This is a genomic window from Microbacterium nymphoidis (assembly GCF_021044885.1).
In the GTDB taxonomy this organism is placed as follows: domain Bacteria; phylum Actinomycetota; class Actinomycetes; order Actinomycetales; family Microbacteriaceae; genus Microbacterium; species Microbacterium nymphoidis.
Genome location: NZ_JAJNOD010000001.1, coordinates 1,513,381 through 1,537,804 on the forward strand (window position 1 = coordinate 1,513,381; position 24,424 = coordinate 1,537,804).

Consider the following 24,424-nt stretch of genomic DNA (forward strand, 5'->3'; position numbering starts at 1 on the left):
GGAGTCCGCTGTGTTCGCAACAACGCTGTCCGGCGATCAGGGCGTGCTCTGGGAGCTGAACGCACGCGCGCTGTTCGCGGAGATCGCTCGGCGCTCCCCTCTCGGCCGTCCCGAGCTGGTGGCGGCGACCGGCCTCTCCCGCACCACGGTGACGCAGACCCTCTCCCGCCTCGTGGCCGCGGGAGTGGTGCGAGACGCCGGCCTCGACCATGCCCGCCGCGGCCCGGCCGCGACGCTGTACGAGGTGGCCCCGGATGCTGCCGCCGGAGCGGTGGTGCACATCACGCGCCACCACGTCACCGCCGCCGTGCATGACTTCGCCGGCACCGAGCTGGGCCGCGCGCGAACCGAGGAGGCCGATGCCGGCCGCGTGGCGACAACGGCCGTGGCCACCGTCCGTGCGGCAGCGGAGGCTGCCGGCCGAGTCCCCGAGGCCGTCGTCGTCGCGACTCCCGCCGTGATCGCCGCCGATGGCCGCACCATCGCTCAGCTTCCCGGCTACCTCCCGCCGGGCACCGGCCTGCACGACCGCCTCGCCGAGGAACTGGGCTGTGCGGTGATGCTGGACAACGACCTGACCCTTCTCGCTCGCGCGAAGCTGGCCCTTCGGTCCGGGACCTTCGCCGTGCTGTCGCTGCGCGATGGGCTCGGAGCCGGGCTCGTGGTGGACGGGCGAGTCCACCGCGGCGGTCGCGGGCTCGCCGGTGAGGTCGCCTACGTTCCGCAACCGGGTGTGGAGATCGGCTCCCCCGCACTGAGCGAGCAGGTGATCGCGCACCTCGCCCGTGCGGCCGATGCCCCCGAGCTCCTGCCCGACCTGCTCACTGCGGCGCAGGCAGGACACCGCGGCGCCGACCGGGTGCTGGACGAGATCGCCCGGCGACTGGCTTTCGCGGCCGGCTCCCTCACCCTGATGCTGGATCCCGATGCCGTTGTCCTGGCCGACTACGCCGCGATGGGCTCGCTGCCGGAGCGCGTGATCGCCGCCGTCCGCCGGGAAGCCGGGCCGCTCCGCATCCCGATCGAGACCTCGACGCTCGGTGAAGACGGCCCGCTGCAGGGAGCAGCAGCCCAGCTCGCCGAACTGCTGGTGGATCTCGTCTTCTCGCGTCTGCTCGATGACGGCCCCGCCCCGCGAAGGAGCGCCCCATGACCGCACCCCTCACGCAGCGCCTCGGACTGGGCGCAGACGCCCGCGCGATCATCATCAATGCCGACGACTTCGGCATGTGCCGCGCCGCGAACACGGCGATCGCTGACCTCCTCGATGCCGGCGCGCTCGATTCCACCACGCTCATGACCCCGTGCGCCTGGTCGCCACAGGCACTCGCCTTCGCCGCGGCTCGTCCGGCCTGGGACGTGGGAGTGCACCTGGTGCTCACCAGTGAATGGCGCAGCTATCGCTGGCGCCCGCTCACCGGCATCGGCACCACGCTGGTGGATGCCTCCGGCCACTTCCCCATGGGCGTGCGCGAGGTGGAGCTGCGCGCGGCCGACGCGGATGTCGAGGCCGAGTTGCGGGCGCAGCTGCGCACCGCTCTGGAAGCGGGCGTCGACGTGACCCACCTCGACAACCACATGGGTTCGGTGTACGGCCTCACCACGGGACGCGACTTCCTCGCACCGGTGTTGCGCCTGGCCGCCGAGCACGGTCTGCCGTTCCGTCTGCCCCGCTTCATCGACGGCATGGGGCTGCCCGAGGCGGAGCAGGCACGGCTGGACGCCGCGGCGGCCGCTGCGGACGCACTCGGCGTGGTCATCCCGGATCGCTTGTGGTCGCATCCGTTCGAACTCGTGGGCGAAGGCACTGCCGACGAAGAGACGTACGAGAGCGTGCGCGACGGCTTCATCGAGCTGCTGCGGGCGGTGCCGGCCGGACTCACCGAGCTCTACCTGCACCCGATGATCGATGACGACGAGCTGCACGCCACGGTGGACTACGCCGCCACCAAGCGCGGCTTCGAGCATCGTCTGCTCGCCGATCCCGCCGTCATCGCGGCGATCACCGACGAACGACTCGTGCGCGTGGGATGGCGGCGCCTGCGCAGCCTGCAACGGGCGGAGTCGGGCCGATGAGCCTGATCTCCCGCCTCCGTGACCGCCGGCTGACGGGCGCCATCAGCCGCGAACGCGCGGTGGCGTTCGGCGCCTCGGCCTTCCCCATCCAGCTGATGTCGCAGACCTTCGCCGCGTTCGTGGTGTTCTTCTACGTCGACCATCTGCGCGTGCCGGCCGCCTGGATCGGCGCTGCGATGGTCGCCCATGGCATCCTCAACGCCCTGCTGAACCCGCTGGTGGGCGCGGTTTCCGATCGCGCGCGAACCCGCTGGGGCCGCCGCGTGCCGTGGATCGGCCTCGGGGTCGTTCCGCTGCTGGTCTCGTTCGCCCTCATCTGGCTTCCGCCAGAGCTGCCCGCAGGCGCGCTGGTCGCCTGGTTCGTGGTCGTCGTCGCCCTCTACGACATCGCCTTCGTCGCCGTCGTGCTCAACGTCTCGGCGCTGTTCCCGGAGCTCTTCCGCACGACGGCGGAACGGGCACGGGGGAACACACCGCGCCAGCTCTTCGGGCTGCTCGGCATGATCCTGGGGACGGCTCTGGCTCCCCTGCTGTACGGCACCATCGGATGGGCCGGGATGGCGGGCGTGCTCATCGGGGTGTGCGCCGCGTTCTTCGCGTGGTCGTTCCGTGGCATGATCGAGCGCCCCGCGACGCAGACCGCTCAGCCCGAAGCGGTGCCCCTCACATGGCGTCAGCAGCTGGGCTACACCTTCGGCAATCGCGCGTTCGTCCCGTATGTGCTCGGTTCGCTCCTCATGCAGTCTGCGCTGGCCGTCCTCATCGCTGCGCTGCCGTTCTACGTCCGCTACAGCCTGTCCGAGCCGGATACGTCCGGAACGCTGCTGCTGGCGTCCGTCTTCCTCGCAGCTCTCGTCACCCTGCCGCTGTGGTCCTGGTTCGTACGCCGCACGACGCCACGATCGGCTCTGCTCGCATCGGTCGCGGTGTTCACGGTGTCCGCCGCAGGGTACGCGCTGGTTCCCGGGCTGATCGGTGCGATGTGCGTCGGTGCCGTGGTGGGAGTCGGGGTGTCCGGCATCCTGCAGCTGCTGGAGATCGCGCTGTCCCAGGTGATCGACGATGACGCCGAGCGCACCGGCCTGCGGCGCGAAGGCGTCTACTTCGGCGTGAACGGATTCGTGGTGCGCGGCTCGGTAATCGTGCAGGCCGTGGTGTTCGCGGTGGTGCTCGCCGTGTGCGGTTACGACGCCGCAGCCGGCGATGCGCAGGCGCCGGGTGTCGATGGGGGCATCCGCGCCCTCGTGGGCATCATCCCCGCGGCGCTGTCGGCGCTGGCGTGGCTCTGCTTCCTCTGGTTCCCGCTGCGCACCCGTGACGCAGTCGGGATCCTGACACCCCCCGAAGAGATGAGGACGCCCGTGGCGGACACCTCCGAATAGACCACCCGTGCCAGCCGAACCCGAACGGCTGGCCCGGGGGATGACCGGTCGGCCCTCTGCCCCCGCACCGGCCGGTCACGCAGCTGACGTCCGCGTCGATCCGTTCCCGCTGATCGACGCGGGCGTCAGCCCAACGCGGCCACTAGGCGTGCAGCGAGCTCATCACTCGGACCGAGCGGGAGCGCGGCAATCAGATGCGCGCGGGCGTCAGCCCATCACGCAGATATGCCCGGCCGTCAGCCCAGCGCGGCCACCAGGCGTGCAGCGAGTTCGTTACTCGGATCCAGCTGGAGCGCAGTGACCAGGTGCGTCCGGGCCTCCGCCCGCCCGCCGGGCGCGTCGACGAGCGCACGCGCCGCATGCACGTGCAGGTCGGCGCGTACCAGGGCATCGTCGGGCGCGAGGGCGAGAGCGGCGTCGATCTCCCGCAGCGCCTCCTCGGTCTGGCCGGCGGATCCGAGACGGAGCGCGAGCAGGATCCGCAGACCGGGCGCCGTGGGAAGGGCGTGCACCGCCGAACGGGACCACTCCAGGGACTCCCCCGCACGCTCAGGATCGAGCGCGATGATCTGCGCGAGCATGGCACGCGCCCACGGAGCGAAGCGGGGATCGTCCACCACCTCGGCCACAGTGCGCTCGGCGGCGTCGGCGTCGCCCTGCATGACGAGCACCTGCGCCAGCTCGATCAGCGCCTGCCCGTCATGCGGATGCGCGCGAAGGTACCGGTCGAGCACGTGGTTCGCCGCCGATGCCTCTCCAGCGGCCAGCAGCAGCTGGGCCCGCGCGATGACGGCGGCGCTGTCATCCCCGATCTCGTTCGCGGCCCCACTGTGATCCGTCGCCATGCTCCGATCCTGCCAGCAGCCGAGAGCGTCGGGGCCGTTGTGAACGTCATGCCCCAGTCAGAGAGGAAAACGCAGCACAGAACCCTGTCTGCGCTGCGTTTTCCCTCCCGTCAGGGGGCGTCGCGTCAGTGAACGACGTCGACGCGCTCGAAGGCGTCGCTGCTGATCCCGCGCTCGAGGATCAGGCGCGACCACTCACGCGCCGAGTGGAGGCTGTGGTCGCGGTAGTTGCCGCACTCCACGGCGGAGACGCCGGGCACCTGTTCCCAGGTGACGGTCTCCGCGATGGCGTGCAGGCTCTGCGCGATACCCGAGACGATGTCGGCGACTAGGGGCTCTCCCCACACGATCAGGTGGAAACCGGTGCGGCAGCCGAACGGCGAGATGTCGATGACACCGTCGACGTGGTCGCGCAGAAGCCCGGCGAGCACGTGCTCGATCGTGTGCAGACCGGCCGTCGGGATCTCGCCCTCGTTCGGCTGCACGAAGCGCACGTCGAAGTTCGAGATCGCATCCCCCTTCGGTCCCCGCTCCACGGCGATCAGCCGCACGTACGGCGCCTTGACGGCGGTGTGGTCCAGGGTGAAGCTCTCGATCTCGGCCATGTCTCTCCTTCTCGCGGGGGGCTGATTCGACGCTAGCCGAGCCACCCGCCCGACACCGCATCCGATTACGCGCCGTGGCACACACGCACACCCCGCGCCGCCCCCGCGATCCAACGCTCGCCGAGCCACAAACCCGCCACGAGCAAACGAAAACGCCCCGCCGGCGATGCGGCGAGGCGTTTTCCGGCTACCGGGTCACGCGCCCTTGAGACGCTCCGAGAGGTATGCGTTGAGATCGGCGAGCGCGACGCGCTCCTGCGCCATGGTGTCGCGGTCGCGCACGGTGACCGCGTCGTCCTCGAGCGAGTCGAAGTCGATGGTCACACAGAACGGGGTGCCGATCTCGTCCTGGCGGCGGTAACGACGACCGATCGCACCGGCGTCGTCGAAGTCGATCACCCAGCGACCGCGCAGCTCGTCTGCCACCCGACGGGCGAGGGGCGAGAGCTTCTCGTTGCGGCTGAGCGGGAGCACGGCCACCTTGACGGGGGCCAGGCGCGGGTCCAGCTTCAGCACCGTGCGGGTGTCGGTGCCGCCCTTGGCGTTGGGCACTTCCTCTTCCTCGTACGCGTCGACGAGGAAGGCCATCATCGAGCGCGTGAGACCGAACGAGGGCTCGATCACATACGGCGTGTACCGCTCGCCGGATGCCTGGTCGAAGTAGGTCAGGCTCGTGCCCGAGGCCTCGGTGTGGCTGGAGAGATCGTAGTCGGTGCGGTTGGCCACGCCCATCAGCTCACCCCATTCCTTGCCGGGGAAGCCGAAGCGGTATTCGAAGTCGATCGTGCCCGCCGAGTAGTGCGCGCGGTCGTCTTTGGGGACGTCGAACTGGCGCATGTTCTCGGGGCTGAGGCCCAGGTCGATGAACCAGTTCCAGCACGCCTCCACCCAGTGCTGGAACCACTCGTCCGCCTCGGCCGGCGGCACGAAGAACTCGATCTCCATCTGCTCGAACTCGCGGGTGCGGAAAATGAAGTTCCCGGGCGTGATCTCGTTGCGGAACGCCTTGCCCACCTGACCGATGCCGAAAGGCGGCTTCTTACGCGCCGCGGTGACCACGTTCGCGAAGTTCACGAAGATGCCCTGAGCCGTCTCGGGGCGGAGGTAGTACAGGCCGGACTCGTCATCGACCACACCGAGATAGCTCTTCACCAGACCGGAAAACGCCCGAGGCTCGGTCCACTGACCGCGCGTACCGCAGTTCGGGCAGGCGATCTCCGCGAGGCCGCCCTGCGGGGTGCGGCCCTTGCGGGCTTCGAAGTCCTCGATCATGGTGTCCTCGCGGAACCGCTTGTGACAGCTCAGGCACTCCACGAGCGGGTCGGTGAAGGTGGCGACGTGACCGGACGCCTCCCAGACGCGCTTGGGAAGGATCACCGAGGAGTCCAGGCCCACCATGTCGCCGCGGCCGCGCACGAAGGTCTGCCACCACTGCCGACGGATGTTCTCCTTCAGCTCGGTACCGAGGGGGCCGTAGTCCCAAGCCGAACGCGAACCGCCGTAGATCTCACCCGCTTGGAACACGAACCCGCGGTGGCGGGCGAGGGCGATGACTTTGTCGAGGCGGGACTGCTCGGCCACGGTGGCTCCAATGGTCGTCTTGTGGTGCGCGAACGCGGGAACGGTGCGAGAACGCGGGAGAGGCGCGGGAGGCCGCGCCTGTCTGAGTCTACCCGGGACGGCGGACCGGCAACCCGTTCCCCTCCCCCGCCCGACCCGCCGTCCATGTGTGTTCCACCCCCGGATCGATCGGCGCCTTCCGACACCTCAACTAAATCGCTATAGTCAAACCGTTCCCGCTCGCCGACCCGTGGATCCGGAGCCTCAGATGCCGCTCGACACCCCGTTGCGCTTCGGCGCGAACTACACTCCCGCGATGGAGTGGATGCACTCGTGGCTCGATCTGGACCTCGATGACGTGCGCCGTGACTTCGCCGGCCTTGCCGAGCTCGGACTCGATCACGTGCGGATCTTCCCGCTCTGGACGGTGCTGCAGCCCAACCGCACCCTGATCCGCGAGAGCGCCGTAGCCGATGTACGAGCGGTCGTCGACGTGGCGGCGGAGTTCGGCCTCGATGCCAGTGTCGATGTCATCCAGGGCCACCTGTCCAGCTTCGACTTCATCCCGTCGTGGCTGTTCACCTGGCACGACAAGAACATGTTCACCCACCCCGATGCACTCAGCGGACAGGTGGCGCTGGTCGAGCGGCTCGGCGCAGCGCTGGGCGACGCCGGGAACTTCCTCGGCTTCACGCTGGGCAACGAGACGAATCAGTTCTCGGCCGAGACCCACCCCCATCAGTGGCCGGTCACCCCCGCTGAGGCGAGCACCTGGATCACGACCTTGCTCGCTGCGGCCGACCGTGCCGCGCCCGGGCAGCAGCACGTGCACAGCGAATACGACGCGGCCTGGTACATGGACGGGCACGGATTCGTCCCCACCCACGCCGCCCGTCTGGGAGCGATGACGACGATCCACTCGTGGATCTTCAACGGAACCGCGCAGCGATACGGCGGCCGCTCGATCGCCTCCGACCGGCACGCCGAGTACATGATCGAGCTGTCCCGCGCCTTCGCCACCGACCCGCAGCGTCCGATCTGGCTGCAAGAGGTGGGGGCACCCTCCAACTGCCTGGAGCCCTCCCAGACGCCGGACTTCCTGGAAGCCACGGTGCGCTCGGCTCTGCGAACCGAGAACCTGTGGGGCATCACCTGGTGGTGCTCGCACGACGTCAGCCGCAGCCTCGCGGACTACCCGGAGCTGGAGTACTCGCTCGGGCTCATCGACAACGACGGCGCCGCCAAGCCGATCGGTCGCCGGTTCGCGGAGATCCTCCCGGAGCTTCGCGAGCGCCGTCCGGTTCCGCCGCGATCACTCGGCATCGTGATCGAAGTGGATGAGGAGGAGATCCCGGTCAGCCGCGGTGCGATGAGCCCCGGGGGCGCGATCTTCCAGGCCTGGGTGGATGCCACCACCGCGGGCGCGGACCCGACCTTCGTCACCTCGGCCACCGCCGCGGATCCCGCCGCACTCGCCCGACGCGGCATCACCGAGCTGGTGCGCCCCGATCTCGCCACGGGCGTCGGCACCTATTCGTCGAACAACACCGTGGTTGGCTGAACGCGCAGCACCGGCACTCGGCTACGCCCCTCCGGCCCCGCGCCATCGGGCCGGCGGCGTCGCGGGCGCGCATAGGGTGGATCAGTGGCACGAGACGAACGACGCAATCTGACCCGAATGCCCAATCCGGCCGCCGTGGTCGCCGTGCTCGCCGTGGCGGGACTGTCCTCGTCGTTCATGTTCACGCTCGTGGTGCCGATTCAGGCGGCCCTCCCGGAGCTGCTGGGCGCCAGCCGCGACGACACCGCCTGGGTGGTCACCTCGACGCTGCTTTCCGCCGCCGTGATCACCCCGATCGCGGGCCGGCTCGGCGACATGTACGGCAAGCGCCGGATCATCCTGGTGCTGCTCGGGATCCTTATCGCCGGATCGGTCATCGCAGCCCTGTCGCACGACCTCACCTGGATGGTGCTGGGACGGGTGCTCCAGGGCGCCGCCACCGGCGTGATCCCGCTCGGAATCTCGGTACTGCGGGACGTGCTGCATGAGGACCGCATCGATTCGTCGATCGCGCTGATCTCCGCCACGCTCGGCGTGGGAGGCGCGATCGGGCTGCCGGTGAGCGCCTTCATCACCATGAACGCCGACTGGCACCTGCTGTTCTGGATCGCCGCCGCGCTCGGTGCCATCGTGTTCGTCCTGGTGACCTGGATCATCCCGGTCAGCGTGCTGCGCTCCGGCGGGCGTTTCGACGTGGTGGGCGCGGTGGGCCTCGCGGCCGGCCTGCTCGGCATCCTGCTGGCGATCTCCCGCGGCGCCTCGTGGGGCTGGCTGTCGCCTCCCACGCTGGCCTCCGGAATCGGCGGTGTGGTCGTACTGCTGGCCTGGGGATGGTACGAGCTGCGCACGCCCGAGCCGCTGCTCGATCTTCGCGTGGCCGCGCGTCGCCCGGTGCTGCTGACGAACCTGGCCTCCATCGCACTCGGATTCGGGCTGTTCGCCTCGAACGTCGTCTATCCCCAGATGCTGGAGCTGCCCGTCGAGTCCGGCTCCGGATTCGGTCTCTCCCTGCTGTCAGCCAGCCTTATCGTGATGCCGTCGGGCATCGTGATGATGATCCTGTCGCCACTGTCGGGCCGCCTCTCGCGAGCCGTCGGGCCGCAGCTCCTCCTCGTTCTCGGATCCGCGTCGATCATCGCCGCCTACGTGTTCACCCTGCTGTGGAGCACCGAGATCTGGCAGATCCTGGTGGCGAACATCCTCATCGGCTTCGGCATCGGCTTCGGCTACGCCGCCATGCCGATGCTCATCATGCGCTCGGTGCCGGCCAGCGAGACGGGTGCATCGAACGGGCTGAACTCGCTGTTTCGCTCACTCGGCACGAGCATCGCCGCCGCCGTGGTGGCCGCGGTGCTCGCGGCGGACACCGTTCCGTTCGGCGATTCCGCCGTCCCGAGCCCGGAGGCATTCCGGATCTCCTTCGCCCTCGGCGCGGGGGCGGCGGTCATCGCCCTCGTGCTGGCGCTGTGCATTCCGCGTCGCGGCCACCGGGAAGCGCACCCCGCCCTGCCGGAGTGAAGCGCGGCGTCACCAAACGAGGAGATTCACGCGAAAACAGGATGCTGCGCTGCGTTCTGCCCTCTTTTCACGACAATCCCCTCTTTTCGCGACAGTCCCCCGTCCCGACCTGACGCCACGCGCACTGCGGATCAGCGGATGGCGCGACCCCGGGCGAGGTCGATGAGGTGCGGGAGCACGGCGGATCCGGTGCGCAGCCCGGAGTGCTCGTTCGCGCTGGTGACGTAGGTGTGCACACCCGGGATCAGATCCGCCGTCTCCAGTGAGAACTCCACCGGGACGTACACGTCGTTGACGTAGATGGATGCCGCCCCGGTCGCGTCGGACGCCGCGATGGCGGCTGCGTCGTACAGCTTCGGCCACTCGTGGGCGGCGAGGGTGTCCACGACATCGGCCCACGGCTGGAAGGCGGGAACGGTGCGGACCCAGTCGCGTCGCACGTGCTCACCCGTGAAGAGCGTGACGTCCTCGCGGTAGTCCTGCGGCTCCGTGCGCTCGGCCGACCAGTTCGTGGCGAATCCGTCGGCGTAGCTGGATTCGTGGAACACGTAGTACAGCGGGTTTCGCCCGCCGAACGGCATGAGGGCTGCGAGGTCGTAGCGGAACGCGTTGGTGCTCGGGTCGGCGTCCAGCACACCCCAGAGGCGCTGCCAGCCGTTGTCGTCGCCCAGCGCTGAGCCGATGGAGCGCAGCCGCGACACCGACACCACCTCGCCGCCCGGCAGGACGATGTCCCCCGCATCGGCGAGGTCGACCAGGCGGCGCATGGCGTCGCGGTGCTCGGGGAAGCGCCGGTAGTAGCGCTCGGTCATCACGCGCATCTTGTCGTAGCAGAGGGCGTACACGTCGTCCGGGTGACGGCCGACGGCGCTGAGCCCTCCGGTGATGTACACGTCGTCGAGGGAAGCCGCATCCGTGGTCAGATACGCGAGAGTGGTGAACCCGCCGAAGGACTGCCCGAGGGTGTTCCAGGTGCGGGCGCCGAGGTGCTCACGCATCGCCTCCGCGTCGCGGACGATGGCATCGGCTCGAAGGTGCGTGAGGTACTCGGCTACATCGATGCCGGACTCCAGGATCGCATCGCTCACCGGCGTGGACTTGCCGGTGCCGCGCTGGTCGAGCATCACCACGCGGTAGTCCTGGAGCGCGGCATCCAGCCATCCGGGGGCGAGCGGTGCATGGAACGGCGACGGCGCCTCGTTGCCCGGCCCGCCCTGGAGGAACGTCAGATACGGCAGGTTCTCCCCGCCCTCGCGCGTGATCACCGCGGCATGGACGTCGAGGGTGCGCGTGTCGGAGTCGTCACCCCACACCAGCGGGACAGTGATGACGTGGTCGTCGACGGTGAGATCCAGCATGCGGCGGGTGGTGGTGGTCACGGCTCCCATCGTAGGGCCGGGGTCAGCCGAAAAAAGTTGCAATTCACTGTTGCTAAGTACCGGTACTCAGTGTTACTTTCTACCGGTAGTCAATAACGCTGAGTAGAGGAGGCGATCGCGATGGCAAGTCAGATGACCGAGATGCTCAAGGGCACGCTCGAAGGCATCGTGCTGGCGATCCTGGCCGAGAGATCGGCCTACGGATACGAGATCACGACCAGACTGCGCGACGGCGGCTTCACGGACATCGCCGAGGGCACCGTGTACGCACTCCTGGTGCGCATCGAGCAGCGCGGCCTGGTGGATGTGGAGAAGGTGCCCTCGGAAAAGGGGCCACCGCGCAAGGTCTTCTCCCTCAACGCACAGGGGCGGGATCAGCTCGCCGAGTTCTGGAGGACGTGGAGCTTCCTCGCAGAGCACATCGAACAGCTCCGCCACACCGACACCCGCAGCAACACGAACGAAGGAGCCTGACATGGCCGCCAAGTGGATCGAAGTGATCACCGGATCCCTCGAGCAGAAGAAGCAGTACCGCACCGACAAGGCCCGCATCGAGGCCCTCCCCCAGCCGTACGCCACCGCGGCGGAGGCGATGCACCGTTACCTCATGTACGCCAGCGGCATCACCGACGGCGACACCATGACCCGCATGTTCACCGACCTCGCCGACCTGTGGGAGACCGCATCGGTGGACGGCACCCCGGTGCGCGCGATCGTCGGAGACGACCCGGTCGACTTCGCCGAGACGTTCGCCCGCGCCTACGCCGGACGGGAATGGATCGACAAGGAGCGCGCGCGCTTCACCCGCGCCATCGACGAGGCCGCAGGAAAGGAAACCCGATCATGACCGGCCCAGCCATCAGCGTCCGGGGCATCACCAAGTCGTTCGGTGAGCTTCGCGTGCTCCGCGGCGTCGACTTCGAGGTGGAGCACGGCAGCATCTTCGCCCTGCTCGGCTCGAACGGCGCGGGAAAGACCACCCTGGTGCGCATCCTCTCGACGCTCCTCACGGCCGACGGCGGATCGGCCACCATCCAGGGCTTCGATGTGGCCACGGCCGCCGACCAGGTCCGCGAGTCGATCAGCCTCACCGGGCAGTTCGCCGCCGTGGACGAGGTGCTCACGGGTCGCGAGAACCTGGTTCTCGTGGCGAGGCTGCGCCACCTGCCCGACCCGGGGGCGATCGCCGACGACCTGCTCGCGCGCTTCTCCCTCACGGACGCCGGCTCCCGCCGCGCCGGCACGTACTCCGGCGGTATGCGTCGTCGGCTCGACATCGCGATGAGCCTCATCGGAAACCCTCCGGTGATCTTCCTCGACGAGCCGACCACCGGCCTGGACCCGCAGGCGCGGATCGAGGTGTGGCAGACGGTGAAGCAGCTCGCCGAGCGCGGTACCACCGTGCTGCTGACCACGCAGTACCTCGATGAGGCGGAACAGCTGGCGGATCGGATCGCCATCCTGCACGAGGGAACCATCATCCAGAACGGCACCCTCGCCGAACTCACGGGCCTGCTGCCGCAGGCCAAGGTCGAGTACGTCGAGAAGCGCCCCACCCTCGAGGAGGTCTTCCTCGCCCTCGTCGGCCCCGGCGCCGGCACCGACACGACTCAGAAGGAGGTCGCGTGATGACCAGTCACGTCCTCGGCGACACCGCCGTTCTCACCGGTCGCTCCCTGCGGCACATCCTGCGCAGCCCCGACACCATCATCACCACCGCGGTGACGCCCATCGCCCTGATGCTGCTGTTCGTGTTCGTGCTCGGCGGCGCGATCAGCACCGGGGCACCCGGTTCGTACATCGACTACATGCTTCCGGGCATTCTGCTCATCACGATCGCCTCGGGCATCGCGTACACCTCGTACCGGCTGTTCCTGGATCTGCAGGGCGGCATCGTCGAGCGGTTTCAGTCCATGCCGATCGCCCGCTCCAGCGTGCTGTGGGCGCACGTGCTCACCTCGCTGGTGGCCAACCTGGTGTCGGTCGCGATCGTGGTGGGCGTGGCGTTCGCGCTCGGCTTCCGCACCGGCGCTTCTGTGGGCGCATGGCTGGCGGTCGTCGGCATCCTCGCACTGTTCACGCTGTCGCTCACCTGGCTGGCCGTGATCGCCGGGCTCTCCGCGAAGACGGTGGACGGGGCCAGCGCCTTCAGCTACCCGCTGATCTTCCTGCCCTTCATCAGCTCCGCCTTCGTTCCCACCTCGACGATGCCCGGCCCCGTGGCCTGGTTCGCCGAGTACCAGCCGGTGACCTCGATCGTGAACACGATCCGCGCCCTGTTCGCCGGCGAACCCGTCGGCTCCGCGATCTGGGTGGCGCTCGCATGGCTGGTGGGGCTCCTGATCGTGGCCTACGCATTCGCCATCGCCGTCTACCGGAAGCGCGTCCGGTGATTCCAGTTGCGCGAACCATCACGAACCGTCTCCGGCACCTGCGTGCCCCGGAGGCGGTTCGTGGCGGTTCGGGCACCGATCAGCGCGATGCGATCGCCTCGATCTCGAAGCGGAAGCCACCGGCCAGTCCCACGGCGAACGTCGATCGCGCCGGTCGATGCTCTCCGAACACCTCGGCGTAGATCGCGTTGAACTCGGCGAAGTCTGCGGTGTCCGTGAGCAGGCACATCGTCCGCACCACATCGGTCAGCTCGAGTCCTTCACTCTGAAGCACCGCGCGCAGGTTCTCCAGGCTCTGACGCACCTCACCGGCGAACGTCGCGGCCTTCTCCCCCGTCACCGGGTCCAGCCCCACCTGACCGGCGGTGAAGATCACGTCGCCGACGGCGACCGCCTGCGAGTAATGTCCGCCCGGGGCGGGGGCGGTGTCGGTGCTGATCAGTCGCGGTGCGCTCATGACAGGGGTCCTTCCTTCTCGTCTGCGATGCCGCAGAAGTCGACGATGATGCGGGCGTAGATGCGCGCGGCCTCCAGCACACTGCGCACGCTCACGAACTCGTTCGGTCCGTGCGCGCTGGTGAGCATGCCCGGCCCGAACGACGGCAGCGCGGGGATGCCGGCCTGGCTGTACCAGGGAGCATCGGTGCCGCCGGGGAAGACGCCGAACTCCGGTGCTTCTCCGAACACGTCTGCGGCCGCGCGCGCCGTCGCAGCGGCGAGGGGATGGTCCGGCTCCATCTCGCTGTAGGGGATCCAGGCGAGCGTCTCGTCGAACTCGAACCTCACCTCCAGGTCGGGGTCCGCGGCACGCTCGGCGGCGAGCCAGGCGTCCAGATCCGCGGCCACGGACTGCTGGGTCATGCCGGGAACGGTGCGTACATCGCACGCGAACTCCGCGTGGCCCGGAACGACGCCGAAGTAGGTGCCGCCGCTGATCATGACGCCCACATTGAGGGTCGGGCCGACATCACCCAGCGGGTGGGGCCGGTGCGAGAGCCGCAGTGCGTCGCGCATGCGATCCATGAGCCCGGCAGCCTTCACCGACGCGTTCACGCTCCGCATCCGGTCCGACAGGCTCGAGTGCATCTGGGTGCCGGTGACGATGATGCGGAAGCAGCAGACGCCGCGCGAGACCAGATGGACGCGCTGCCAGTCGCGCTCCCAGCCACTCGGCTCACCGATGAGGACCGCGTCGACGTCCTCGATCAGCGGGGCGATGTAGCGCGAGCCCTCATTGGCACCGTCCTCTTCGTCCGCGACGAACCCCAGAACGAGGTCACCGCGCAGGCGCAAGCCCGCCGCCCGCACCGCGCGCGCCGCGAACAGCATCGCAGCCACCCCGGATTTCATGTCGTTGGCGCCGAGGCCGACGATGTCGTCCCCACGGCGGGTGGCCTGATGAGGATCGCTCCGCCACAGTGCACGCGCCTCACCCACCGGCTTCGTGTCGACGTGTCCGTTCAGCATCAGAGCCGGTCCTCCGCCAACGCCGCGATGACGCACGAGCATGCTCGGACGCTCGGGGGCAGGTCCCAGCACCGTGACCTCATCGGCGATGCCGAACGCTTCGCAGCGAGCGCGAAGATCCGCGATGATCGCCCGCTCATCCGCGAACGGAGGGATCTGGGAGTCGATCGCGATCAGTTCGCACAGTGTGGTGATCAGCTCCCCCTCCCACTCTGCGAGCAGGGCATCGACACGGGAGACGGCATCGGTCATCAGAACTCCATCGGAGGCGTGTGCTCCATCAGGCGTGAGTGCTCCATCAGGCGTGAGTGCTCCATCAGGCGTGAGTGCTCCATCAGGCGTGAGTGCTCCGTCGGTCATGAGCGCTCCTTCACCACGGCCGCCAGTTCGTGGGCGAAGCGCTCGGCGTCGCCGAGGTCGTTGAGCGCGTGAAACGAGGCGCGCACCCGCCCGTCGCCGCCCCAGGCCAGTACGCCCCGGCGCGCGAGCTCTGCGGCTACTCCTTCGCCGTCGGCCACCGCAACAGCCAGGTTCCCCGCACGGCGTGCGGGGTCGGCAGGCGTGATCACGTTCAGTCCCGCATCCCGCAGCCGCCGGTCCGCGTCGGCGACGATCGCGGCGACGTGCTCCTCGATCCGCTCGATGCCGATGTCGCCCAGCAGCGCGCTCGACGCACCCAGTCCTGCGATGTCGGAGAGGGCGGGAGCGCCCATCTGGAAGCGCGAGGCATCGGCGTTCCAGTTGAGCTCCTCGAAGCGACGATCGGTGAAGATGTCCTCCAGGGAACGCCAGCCCACGGCCCCCGGGCGGAAGTCCGCGAGCAGGTCGCGATTCCAGCCCACGATCCCCACGCCATACGGTCCCAGCGTCCACTTGTAGGAGGCGCTCACCACGAGCGCTGCGTGGGAGAGATCCATCGTGGACACCCCGAGCGAGTGCGACACGTCCACGAGGAACGGGATTCCTCGTTCGCGAGCCCCCTCGCCCAGCGCGCTCAGATCGTGCTTCAGCCCGGTCATGTAGCCCACGTGGCTGACGCACAAGGCGACCGTGCGCTCGTCGCAGGCATCGAGCAACGATTGCGACGACAACTCCCAGTCGTCACCGCGCGGCACGACGCGCACGTCGAGCCCGTGCTCACGCAGCCGGAGGAACGGCGCGAACACCGCGGGATGCTCGTACTCGTTGACGACCACGTTGTCGCCGGGGCGGAAGGCCCAGCCGTTGGCGATCGCGCTCCAGGCCGTGGAGGCGTCGCCGAGGAAGGCGACGTCCTCCGCCCGCATCCCCGCCAGCCGCGCCACGTCGGCGCGGGCCTGAGCCTCGGCGCCGAACAGGATCGAGCGTCCGTCCTCGGCACGGCTCTTCGCCCGGTACGCGGTCACCATCGCGTCCTCAACCACGCGCAGGGCGGGGGCGTGGGCGCCGGTGTAGAGGTAGCTCACGTCGTCGGATAGACCGATGAAGTGATCCCGCGGGATCAGCGCTCGTGCGCCCGGAGAAGCGTGGGGGGTCATGCAGAGTCCTTTCCTGGCAGACGCCAGATCTCATCGGCGAACAGCAGCGAGCCGGTCTCATCGGTCGCCCGGCTCATCAGGCGGCGGATGGAGTCGCTCCACTCGCGGTTCGCGGGGTCACGTTCCAGCGCTGCGAAGACCTCCGGCACCGGGCGATCCGCGGATCCGACGGCGATCACCAGCCGGTCGCGGCGGAAGAGCCGGAAATCGTCGATTCCGGCCGCGTGCATCGCGTCGACCACGAGCGGGGAGAGCTCGGCGTGGCGACGGTCGTATTCGTCGTCGACGCCGGGCAGCAGCTCGAACACGTAGCAGAACGCGGTCATCCGGCCCCGCCCATCAGGCGATGGAGGTTGCCGCCGAGCACCGCGTCCCGTTCGCTCGTCCGCAGCTGCCCGGCAACCCAGTCCGGAAGGGTCATGGCCTCCTCGGCGCTGACCGCACCGAGGACCGGAGAGAAGTCGGACCCCCAGCACAGCCGTTCCAGGCCGAAGGCGTCCGCGATCAGTTCGAACGCCGCGCGGGCGCCCGCATGGGGAAAACGCGGGTCGATCGCATAGAGACCGGACAGCTTCACGAAGATCCGCGGGTTCACAGCGAGGTCCAGGATCGCGCGCAACCGGTCCTGAAGCGGGTCCCCGGCCGCTCCGGCGGCACCCGGCAGGCCCAGGTGGCTCACCAGGACTGCCGCGCGCTCGACGTGCACGGCATCGCGGATCAGATCCGCGCGATCCGCGGGAACGTTCACCGACACGACCGCGCCGAGCCCGTCGAGCTCATCCCAGAGCTCGGCCGCGACGCGACGGGTCGGATACAGGGAGACGCCGTCGGCTCTGCCCGCCCGGACGGCGTCGGGCAGGCGCCGGGCCGTCTCCGCCAGGTAGAGCACCGGATGGATCCAGGGGTGCTCGACGGCCAGGTCCACGATGTGATCGTTGTTGCCCGCGTACGCCGGCTCTCCCTCGTACCCCACCACGAGAGCGCGGTCGATCCCGTGCTCCCGTCGCAGCGCGAGGTAGTCGGCCAGCTCGGCACCGGCCGGACGATCACCGCTGTATCCGTGCTCGAAGAGGTGGATGTGCGAATCGAAGCGCCCGCTCACGTCACGGCTCCCGCGATGATGATCCGCTCGGCGACCTCGAGGCCGTGCAGTGCCTCGTCGAGCGTCACGGCGGTGGGCGCGTTGCCGGATCGGACGGCGCTGAGGAAGACCTGCTGCTCTGCGGCGAGCGCGCCATACGGATGAGCGGGGGTGAGGTGATCGTCGGCGGGTCCCGTGGGCCCAATGACGCGGGCGTCCTGGCGAAGGGCAAGAGTGCCGTCCTCTCCGATGAGCTCCAGCGCATCGGGAAGATGCTGCCCGGCGCCCAGCGACCACGACACCTCGAACGACAGTTCCGTTCCCGCGCTCGTGCGGGCTCGTGCCGAGACCGCCAGCGGCTGCGGATGAGCCGCGGTACGGATCTCCGTGCTGGACACGTTCTCGATGCGATCGCCGGTCAGCCAGAGCGCGAGATCGATGTCGTGGATCATCGTCATCAGCACCGGGTGCACCGCCGGGAACAGTGCCTGGTGATCGAGCCCGCGATGACGGCGGAACGACAGCGAGCGCACGCGGCCCACCGCCCCCGAGCGCACCGCCTCGCGGACCTCGGCATGCGGCGCGGAGAAGCGCAGGATGTGCCCGGGCATGAGCCATGCGGAGGACTGCGCAGCGGCACGGCGCAGTTGCTCGCGCGCCGCCTGATCGATGGCGACGGGCTTCTCCACCAGGACCGGAACGCCCGCGGCGAGCGCCGTCACGGCGATCCCCGCCTGCACCGCTGCGGCGGCGCTGATCACCACGGCGTCGACGGCGCCGTCCAGGAGAGGCCGGAGATCGGCGAGCGACAGCGCGGCTCCCGTCTCGGCGGCGAGTGCGTCGCGGCGCTCGGCCGATGGCGCGACGATGGCCGCGAGCTCCACTGCGGGGGTGCGAGCGAGTTCGAGGGCGTGCGCGCGCCCGAAAGGACCCGCGCCCACGACGGCGACGCGCAGCGGAGTGGCGGATGGATGGCGGAGGGTCATCGCGGGTCCTTTCGTGCGAGGGTCAGCAGGTGGGCTTGTAGATGTAGCGCTGAGCTTCCTCGGAGTCGACGTTGTCCTTCGTGATGATGAAGGCGTTCACGAACTCCTGGTACTCGAGGTCATCGGCGCTCGCCTCGCCGGAGACGATCTTCGCGATCCGCTCCACGGAGTCGTAACCGAGCCCATAGGGGTCCTGCGCCACCAGGGCCTCGTAGACACCGCTCTTGAGCTGTTCGATCTGGGAGGGATCGGCGTCGTATGCGACGAGCTTGACCTGGCCCACCTTGTCCGCACCCTCGATCGCTGCGGCCGCACCGGCGGACGCGGGGGCGAGGGTGGTGTAGATGCCCTTCAGATCGGGATCGGTGAGCGCCGCCGACGCCTTCTGCGACGCCTTGGCCTGATCGGCCTCGGAGTACTCGGTGGGAAGCACCGTCACGTCGGGGTAGGCCTCGGCCATGCGCGCCGTGAATCCGTCGACGCGCTCGGCGTTGGCGGCGACGCCCGGGAACGAGGCGATCACCATGACCGTGCCCTTCTCACCGATCGACTGCGCCAGCGCATCGGCGGCGAGCGCACCCGCCGAGACGTTGTCGGTGCGGATGTTCTGAAGCTCGACCTGCTGGTCCAGGGAGCCGTCGACGGTGATCACCGGCGTGCCTGCCGTGGCGATGTCCTCCACCGTGCCGACCAGCCCTGCCGGGTCGGTCGGGACGAGCACGAGACCGGCGGGCTTGAGCTGCATCGCCGCATTGATGAGCGGCGTCTGCGTCTGCAGGTCCCAGTTGGCGTCGCCCTGCCAGTCCAGGCGCACGTCGTACTTCTCGGCCGCCTCCTGTGCGCCGCACTGCATCACCTGGAAGTAGGTGGCGGTCATCTGTGCGGCGACGAATGCGACAGTGGGCTGGGCGCCCGGCTCGGCGCCTCCCGTTGCCGCAGGCGTTTCGTCGTCGGGCGACGTGCAGCCCGCGAGGGCGAGGGCCAGGCCCGCGCCGATCGCGATGAACGGGGCGATGCGGGAGCGTTTGTTGCGAATGAGCACTTCTCCTCCATTGGATGTCTCGTGCCGGAATCGGCGGTTCGGGTACTGCGGGATGACTACTTCGTCTGCGCGCGGCGTCGCTGGTCGATGCCGACGGCGATCAGCAGGATGATTCCGGTGACCACCAGCTGGTAGAACGAGCCGACGCGCAGGATCACCAGTCCGTTGATGAGGACGGCGGGGATGATGGCGGCGACCATGGAACCCAGCACCGAGGCGCGACCGCCGAAGAGGCTGGTGCCGCCGATCACGACGGCGGCGATGGCTGCGAGGGCATCGCCCTGGTGGCCCTGGATGTTCGTGGTGAGGAATCGCGAGATCTCCACGAAGCCGACGAGACCGCAGATGCCGCCCATGATCATGAACAGCTTGATGCGGTGCGCCCGTACGTTGATGCCGGCGCGCTCGGCCGAGCGGATCGACGATCCGAGCGCAAGGGTGTGCACCCCGAATCGGAGTCGCGTCATCACGAACCAGGCGATGATGCCCACGGCCACCGCGATCAGGGCGGGGACCGGGATCACCCCGAACAGGTTCGCGGTGCCGAAGCCGCGCTGCATGTCGCGGGGCAGCGAACTGACGTTGACGCCGTTGGTCACGATGTACGCCAGGCCGAGGCCGGCGCTCATCATCGCGAGGGTGACGACGAAGGAGTTCACGCGCAGCAGGTTGATGAGGGTGGCGTTGACGAGACCGAACAGCAATCCGGTTGCCAGCGACGCCAGTAGGCCGAGCAGGATCGCGATGCCCGCGTTCTCGTACTGCCCCGCGAGGACCTGCTCGGGACTGCCGCCTACGGCGGTGATGACCTTCGCGCCGACGACAGAGGACAGGATGACGTTCGCGCCGATGGAGAGGTCGAGCTCTCCGGCGCCGAGCAGGAACGTCATGCCGATGGCGAGCAGAACCAGCTGCGCGGAGTCGAGCGCGAGGTTGCGGAAGTTCGTCGCGCCCAGGAACACCCAGTTGGGTGACAGTGCCCCGAAGAGGATGATCAGCGCGACCACGACGATCGCGATCAGGAAGGCCGTGGAGGTGAACAGCCGCCTGGTGAACGTGGGCTCGCTGCTGTCGAACGTGGCCGCCGCGGCGGGGAGATCGGTGGTGGTGGTCATGCCGCTTCCTCCTTCGCGGAGAGCATCGTGGTGAGGACATCCACGAGCTGGAGCCCTCCGGTCGTCATCTGCTCGACCACCCGGCCGTGGCGCATGATGGCGATCCGGTCGGCGAAGTCGATCATCTTGGGGATGTCGTGGGACACCAGCACCACGGCGAGTCCGCGCTCCGCGGCGGCACGGACGGCGTCGTACACCATGGCGGTCTGCCGCGCCCCGAGGGCGGCGGTCGGCTCGTCCATGAGGATCGCCGTCTTGGCCCACATCACCGCGCGCGCCACCGCGATGGCCTGGCGCTGCCCACCCGACAGTGCGCTGACCGGGGCCGTGAGCGATGGCACCTGGGCACCGAGCAGCGACATGGCCTCCTTGGTGCGAGCACGCATCGTCTTCTCGTCCAGCTTGCCGAGCAACCCCAGAGGGCCCGGCTGCACGAGCTCACGCCCGAGGAAGAAGTTCTGCGTCACCGAGAGGTCGGGCGCCTGCGCAAGGTCCTGATACACGATCTCGATGCCGTGCGAACGAGCAGCCGCGACGCTGCCGAGAGTCATCGCATCGCCGCCCACGAGAACCTCGCCCTGGTCGGGGTCGAGCACGCCGGCGAGGACGTTGGACAGCGTCGACTTTCCCGCGCCGTTGTCGCCGATCAGGGCGAGGACCTCGCCCGGGTAGATGTCCAGGCTCGCCCCGCGGAGGGCGCGCACGTGCCCGAAGCTCTTCGCGACGTCACGGACGCGAACGATCGGCTGCGGGGCTGAGGACGCGACTTGCGTCGTCGCGTTGTCCATTCGGTCTCCTTCGACTCGTGTCGTTCTACAGAGAGGTCCATCGTTCGCTCTGTCGAACAGTCACATTGAAGCAGACCCTCGCGGCGGCGCGCAAGCCCCCGCGTGAGCGGAGTCGCTCAGATCGCCGGCGGATACTGCTGCACGACGAACAACCGCCCGCCATCTTCACGCGCGCGGTAGATGTGGGGCTGGTCGGCGCGGAAGGTCAGCATGTCCCCCGGAGTGAGCACGACGGGCTTGTCCGCCGGCCCCACCTCGATGATCCCGTCAGCACAGAGTGCGCGCTCGACGACACCGGGCGCGTTCCCGCGGGAGTTGCGCTCCGCATTGGGGGCGAGGGTCACCACGGACACCTCCACCTCACCGGCACCCTGCCAGCTCGCCATGAGCTGCGCGATGAAGTCATCGCCGGAGCGGGCGATGACCGGAGCATCGACCAGCCGTCGCAGTTCACTGTCACCGGCCCCGACCGCGACCGCGAACAGACCGCCGAGCGGGACATTGAGCGTACGGGCCAGCGACCAGAGGGTGTCGAGGGAGGGATTTCCGTTTCCCCGCTCCAGTTCGGAGACCGTGGACTTCGAGATCCCCGCTTCACGCGCCAGGGCGGACACGCTCAGTCCGCGCCGCTCCCGCCACTTGCGGATGTTGTCGGCGAGCGGCGATACGGGCTGGTCTTCATTCATGATGACGGTTATAGTACAGAACATTCCATCGTTCGCTCTGTCGATCGTTTCTGGTCACCGTTGACCCTCATCCAAGGAGACGATCGATGTCTGAGTCCGACTTCATCACGCTGAACGGCCGCGTCGCCGTGATCGGCGCCGACCGCCATCCTCACGCCGCGGGCCGTCTTGCCACCGCGGGTTCCGGACTGGAGTGGCTCACCGTGCCGCCGGGCGGCGAAGGACCCGACTCCATTCCGGTCATCTCACTACGCGAGGACACCCGGCTTCCCGAGGGCTCCTTCCGCATCGACACACGGACGGAGGGCGCAGCACCTCGTATCGAGATCGTCGGCGGCCCGTTCTCCGGCGTGATCTACGCGGTGGAAGAGCTGCTCCGCGCTGTTCGTCCGGCCCCGGGCACCGGCGTGTCGGTGCCGGTCACACACGTCGAACGCCGCCCCGCCCTCGCATATCGGACGTTCTGGACGTGGGACCACTCCACCAACTGGGAACTCAGCCAGGTGGGCCACCAGGAGATCGGCGTGTTCAACCCGTACGGGAAGCCGCCGTCGGGCTTCCTGGCGGACTACAAGCGGATGGTCGACTTCTGCAGCCAGAACCAGATCGCCGCCATCGTCATCTACGGCTTCTTCCGCGACAACCACGGCGGTGTCGACGACGCGAAGGAGCTCACCCGTTACGCCCGCGAGCGCGGGGTGCGCATCCTGCCGGGTGTCGCGATCGGCGCGTACGGCGGCGTGTACTGGGAGGGCGATCACCCGTACAACCTCTCCACCTACCTGGATGCGCACCCCGACCGCGCCGCCGACATGGAGCGCGGCGTGGGATTCCAGCTGGCCGATCTGTCGTTCCCGCTGAACTTCCCGCGCAGCGACTACACCCGCACCGCGTGCCCGTCGGATCCGAACACCATCGACTGGATGGCCGACGCTCTCTCCTGGCTCGTGGAGACGGTCGAACCCGGCGGGGTGAACATCGAAGGCGGCGACTACGGGGTCTGCGGCTGCGAGCGGTGCATGACGCGGCGCGGTGATCGCGAGGACCCCAACCGGCGCGACGACGACGCGGAGTTCTGGTCGCACGCGGACATGGCGGACAACTTCCCCCGCCTGTTCGAGGCCGCGCGCGGCGGCCGCGACGACCTCTGGATCTACTGTGAGCTGCAGTGGGACAACCTGCTGGACAGCGAGGCCCACGCCCCGCTGACGACGCTGCCGGACGGTGCGATCTACCAGCACACCTACAACCGCGGCTACTGGAACCGGGTGCGGGCCGAGCTGACACCGCAGACCGTCGCGGATCTTCCCACCCGGACCAACGTCGCCCGCGCGCAGTTCGCCTGCCAGTGGAACGGCGACGAGCGCACCGAACTCTACGCGTTCAACGCCCCGGTGTTCGCCGAGCTGTCACGGCACTGTTTCGACATGGGCATGCAGGGCCTCACCGTATGGGGCGAACCAAGTCCGTTCCACGTCTCCTCGGAGCTGAGCTATCTCGCGTTCGGACGCTTCGGCTTCGACGCGGACCTCAGCTGGGACGCATTCCTGGACCAGGACGTTGCTCCGCGGCTCGGCGGGCGGGGAGCAGCCGACGAGTTCATCTCGATCATGCAGGAACTGGACGACCACCAGCACCTGCCCGTCGAGCGACTGCGCACACTGCAGGGGCGTGCGTTCGACGGCGCCCGTCAGTTCACCGGCGAGCAGTTGCGCCGGTGGATCTGGCTCACCGACCGAGTGAACCGCCGCGCCTACATGGGCAGCTGATGATAGAGACAGCGGCGGGCGGGGCATGAGCCCTGCCCGCCGCTGTCTTACGCCCCAGCCGATCCCGCGTCGGTGGCGGACACGTCGGTGCGATGGAAGTTCTGGAACGAGCGCGAGGCGGTCGGGCCGCGCTGACCTTGATACCGGTTGCCGTATGGCCCCGACCCGTAGGGGTTGTCCGCCGGCGACGTGAGGCGGAAGTAGCAGACCTGGCCGATCTTCATCCCCGGCCACAGCTTGATCGGCAGGGTGGCGACGTTGGAGAGCTCCAGCGTCACGTGACCCGAGAATCCGGGATCGATGAAGCCGGCGGTGGAGTGGGTGAGCAGTCCGAGTCGGCCGAGCGAGGACTTGCCCTCCAACCGGGCCGCGATGTCGTCCGGCAGTGTGATCTGCTCGTAGGTCGAGCCGAGCACGAACTCGCCGGGGTGGAGGATGAACGGCTCATCCGGGTCGACCTCGATGAGCCGCGTGAGCTCCGGCTGGTCCTGCGACGGATCGATGAACGGGTACTTGTGGTTGTCGAAGAGACGGAAGTACCGGTCCAGGCGCACGTCCACGCTCGACGGCTGGACCATCGCCGGGTCGAAGGGATCGAGGGCGATGCGCCCGTCAGCGAGTCCGGCCTTGATGTCGCGATCCGAAAGCAGCACG

At 68.8% G+C, this 24,424-nt stretch carries 25 protein-coding genes; 10 read left to right on the forward strand and 15 right to left on the reverse strand.

Going from position 1 to position 24,424, the window contains the following annotated elements; all coding sequences use genetic code 11:
* Positions 1-10 precede the first annotated feature (10 nt).
* Genes LQ566_RS07025 through LQ566_RS07035 form a run of 3 tightly spaced genes read left to right on the forward strand, consistent with a single transcriptional unit; the run spans position 11 to position 3,458 of the window.
* A complete protein-coding gene (locus LQ566_RS07025) occupies positions 11-1,153 on the forward strand; it encodes an ROK family transcriptional regulator (protein WP_231090897.1) in 1,143 nt (380 codons plus the stop codon).
* Positions 1,150-2,076, forward strand: a complete 927-nt coding sequence (locus tag LQ566_RS07030; RefSeq protein ID WP_231090898.1) for a polysaccharide deacetylase family protein — start codon at positions 1,150-1,152, stop codon at positions 2,074-2,076. The genes LQ566_RS07025 and LQ566_RS07030 overlap by 4 nt, the downstream gene beginning before the upstream one ends.
* On the forward strand, positions 2,073-3,458 hold the full coding sequence (locus tag LQ566_RS07035) for an MFS transporter (protein ID WP_231090899.1): 1,386 nt from the start codon (positions 2,073-2,075) through the stop codon (positions 3,456-3,458). Before LQ566_RS07030 ends, LQ566_RS07035 begins: the two co-directional genes overlap by 4 nt.
* Before the next feature lie 236 nt (positions 3,459-3,694).
* Here LQ566_RS07035 and LQ566_RS07040 read toward each other — a convergent pair whose 3' ends face one another.
* The 3 genes from LQ566_RS07040 to LQ566_RS07050 all read right to left on the reverse strand — a co-directional run bounded on the left by LQ566_RS07040 (position 3,695) and on the right by LQ566_RS07050 (position 6,489).
* Positions 3,695-4,303 carry a tetratricopeptide repeat protein gene (locus LQ566_RS07040; RefSeq protein WP_231090900.1) on the reverse strand — a complete coding sequence of 203 codons (609 nt, stop codon included), beginning with the start codon at positions 4,301-4,303 and terminating at the stop codon, positions 3,695-3,697.
* A 125-nt stretch (positions 4,304-4,428) separates the two neighbouring features.
* Positions 4,429-4,908, reverse strand: a complete 480-nt coding sequence (locus LQ566_RS07045) for an S-ribosylhomocysteine lyase (RefSeq protein ID WP_231090901.1) — start codon at positions 4,906-4,908, stop codon at positions 4,429-4,431.
* Positions 4,909-5,103: 195 nt separating this feature from the next.
* Entirely contained in the window at positions 5,104-6,489 is a 1,386-nt protein-coding gene (locus LQ566_RS07050; RefSeq protein WP_231090902.1) for a glycine--tRNA ligase, read from the reverse strand.
* A gap of 247 nt (positions 6,490-6,736) precedes the next feature.
* On the opposite strand from LQ566_RS07050, the gene LQ566_RS07055 reads away from it, so the two are divergent.
* A complete protein-coding gene (locus LQ566_RS07055; RefSeq protein WP_231090903.1) occupies positions 6,737-8,029 on the forward strand; it encodes a glycoside hydrolase 5 family protein in 1,293 nt (430 codons plus the stop codon).
* Positions 8,030-8,146: 117 nt separating this feature from the next.
* The gene (locus LQ566_RS07060) at positions 8,147-9,547 is read left to right on the forward strand and encodes an MFS transporter (RefSeq protein WP_231091393.1); all 1,401 of its coding nucleotides are present in this window, start codon (positions 8,147-8,149) and stop codon (positions 9,545-9,547) included.
* Between the two features lie 131 nt (positions 9,548-9,678).
* Here LQ566_RS07060 and LQ566_RS07065 read toward each other — a convergent pair whose 3' ends face one another.
* Positions 9,679-10,935 (reverse strand): alpha/beta fold hydrolase, encoded by a 1,257-nt coding sequence (locus LQ566_RS07065; protein WP_372459779.1) that lies wholly within the window; start codon positions 10,933-10,935, stop codon positions 9,679-9,681.
* 111 nt (positions 10,936-11,046) lie between these two features.
* Between LQ566_RS07065 and LQ566_RS07070 the strand changes: the two genes are divergently transcribed.
* Genes LQ566_RS07070 through LQ566_RS07085 form a run of 4 tightly spaced genes read left to right on the forward strand, consistent with a single transcriptional unit; the run spans position 11,047 to position 13,319 of the window.
* Complete coding sequence (locus LQ566_RS07070; RefSeq protein WP_231090905.1) at positions 11,047-11,400, forward strand: PadR family transcriptional regulator; 354 nt, start codon at positions 11,047-11,049, stop codon at positions 11,398-11,400.
* A 1-nt stretch (position 11,401) separates the two neighbouring features.
* Positions 11,402-11,773, forward strand: a complete 372-nt coding sequence (locus LQ566_RS07075) for a DUF1048 domain-containing protein (RefSeq protein WP_231090906.1) — start codon at positions 11,402-11,404, stop codon at positions 11,771-11,773.
* Complete coding sequence (locus tag LQ566_RS07080; RefSeq protein WP_231090907.1) at positions 11,770-12,555, forward strand: ABC transporter ATP-binding protein; 786 nt, start codon at positions 11,770-11,772, stop codon at positions 12,553-12,555. The genes LQ566_RS07075 and LQ566_RS07080 overlap by 4 nt, the downstream gene beginning before the upstream one ends.
* Positions 12,555-13,319 (forward strand): ABC transporter permease, encoded by a 765-nt coding sequence (locus tag LQ566_RS07085; protein WP_231090908.1) that lies wholly within the window; start codon positions 12,555-12,557, stop codon positions 13,317-13,319. The genes LQ566_RS07080 and LQ566_RS07085 overlap by 1 nt, the downstream gene beginning before the upstream one ends.
* A gap of 79 nt (positions 13,320-13,398) precedes the next feature.
* On the opposite strand, the gene LQ566_RS07090 is transcribed toward LQ566_RS07085, so the two are convergent.
* The 10 genes from LQ566_RS07090 to LQ566_RS07135 form a co-directional block, all read right to left on the reverse strand.
* Positions 13,399-13,776, reverse strand: a complete 378-nt coding sequence (locus LQ566_RS07090; RefSeq protein ID WP_231090909.1) for a RidA family protein — start codon at positions 13,774-13,776, stop codon at positions 13,399-13,401.
* Positions 13,773-15,038 (reverse strand): M20 family metallopeptidase, encoded by a 1,266-nt coding sequence (locus LQ566_RS07095; RefSeq protein WP_231090910.1) that lies wholly within the window; start codon positions 15,036-15,038, stop codon positions 13,773-13,775. Before LQ566_RS07095 ends, LQ566_RS07090 begins: the two co-directional genes overlap by 4 nt.
* A 104-nt stretch (positions 15,039-15,142) precedes the next feature.
* Complete coding sequence (locus LQ566_RS07100; protein ID WP_231090911.1) at positions 15,143-16,303, reverse strand: aminotransferase class V-fold PLP-dependent enzyme; 1,161 nt, start codon at positions 16,301-16,303, stop codon at positions 15,143-15,145.
* Positions 16,300-16,629: an L-rhamnose mutarotase gene (locus LQ566_RS07105; RefSeq protein ID WP_231090912.1), complete on the reverse strand. Its 330-nt coding sequence runs from the start codon at positions 16,627-16,629 to the stop codon at positions 16,300-16,302. Before LQ566_RS07105 ends, LQ566_RS07100 begins: the two co-directional genes overlap by 4 nt.
* Complete coding sequence (locus tag LQ566_RS07110) at positions 16,626-17,405, reverse strand: amidohydrolase family protein (RefSeq protein WP_231090913.1); 780 nt, start codon at positions 17,403-17,405, stop codon at positions 16,626-16,628. Before LQ566_RS07110 ends, LQ566_RS07105 begins: the two co-directional genes overlap by 4 nt.
* Positions 17,402-18,370, reverse strand: a complete 969-nt coding sequence (locus LQ566_RS07115; RefSeq protein WP_231090914.1) for a Gfo/Idh/MocA family protein — start codon at positions 18,368-18,370, stop codon at positions 17,402-17,404. The genes LQ566_RS07110 and LQ566_RS07115 overlap by 4 nt, the downstream gene beginning before the upstream one ends.
* Positions 18,371-18,392: 22 nt before the next feature.
* Entirely contained in the window at positions 18,393-19,412 is a 1,020-nt protein-coding gene (locus LQ566_RS07120) for a substrate-binding domain-containing protein (protein WP_231090915.1), read from the reverse strand.
* A 56-nt stretch (positions 19,413-19,468) separates the two neighbouring features.
* Positions 19,469-20,527 carry an ABC transporter permease gene (locus LQ566_RS07125; protein ID WP_231090916.1) on the reverse strand — a complete coding sequence of 353 codons (1,059 nt, stop codon included), beginning with the start codon at positions 20,525-20,527 and terminating at the stop codon, positions 19,469-19,471.
* The gene (locus LQ566_RS07130; RefSeq protein WP_231090917.1) at positions 20,524-21,315 is read right to left on the reverse strand and encodes an ATP-binding cassette domain-containing protein; all 792 of its coding nucleotides are present in this window, start codon (positions 21,313-21,315) and stop codon (positions 20,524-20,526) included. Before LQ566_RS07130 ends, LQ566_RS07125 begins: the two co-directional genes overlap by 4 nt.
* A gap of 116 nt (positions 21,316-21,431) precedes the next feature.
* Positions 21,432-22,001 (reverse strand): helix-turn-helix domain-containing protein, encoded by a 570-nt coding sequence (locus tag LQ566_RS07135; protein ID WP_231090918.1) that lies wholly within the window; start codon positions 21,999-22,001, stop codon positions 21,432-21,434.
* Positions 22,002-22,087: 86 nt separating this feature from the next.
* Here LQ566_RS07135 and LQ566_RS07140 point away from each other — a divergent pair, with 86 nt between their 5' ends.
* Complete coding sequence (locus LQ566_RS07140; RefSeq protein ID WP_231090919.1) at positions 22,088-23,770, forward strand: hypothetical protein; 1,683 nt, start codon at positions 22,088-22,090, stop codon at positions 23,768-23,770.
* Between the two features lie 47 nt (positions 23,771-23,817).
* Here the strand turns inward: LQ566_RS07140 and dcd are convergent, their stop codons facing one another.
* Positions 23,818-24,423, reverse strand: a complete 606-nt coding sequence (gene dcd / locus LQ566_RS07145; protein ID WP_231090920.1) for a dCTP deaminase — start codon at positions 24,421-24,423, stop codon at positions 23,818-23,820.
* Position 24,424: the final 1 nt, after the last annotated feature.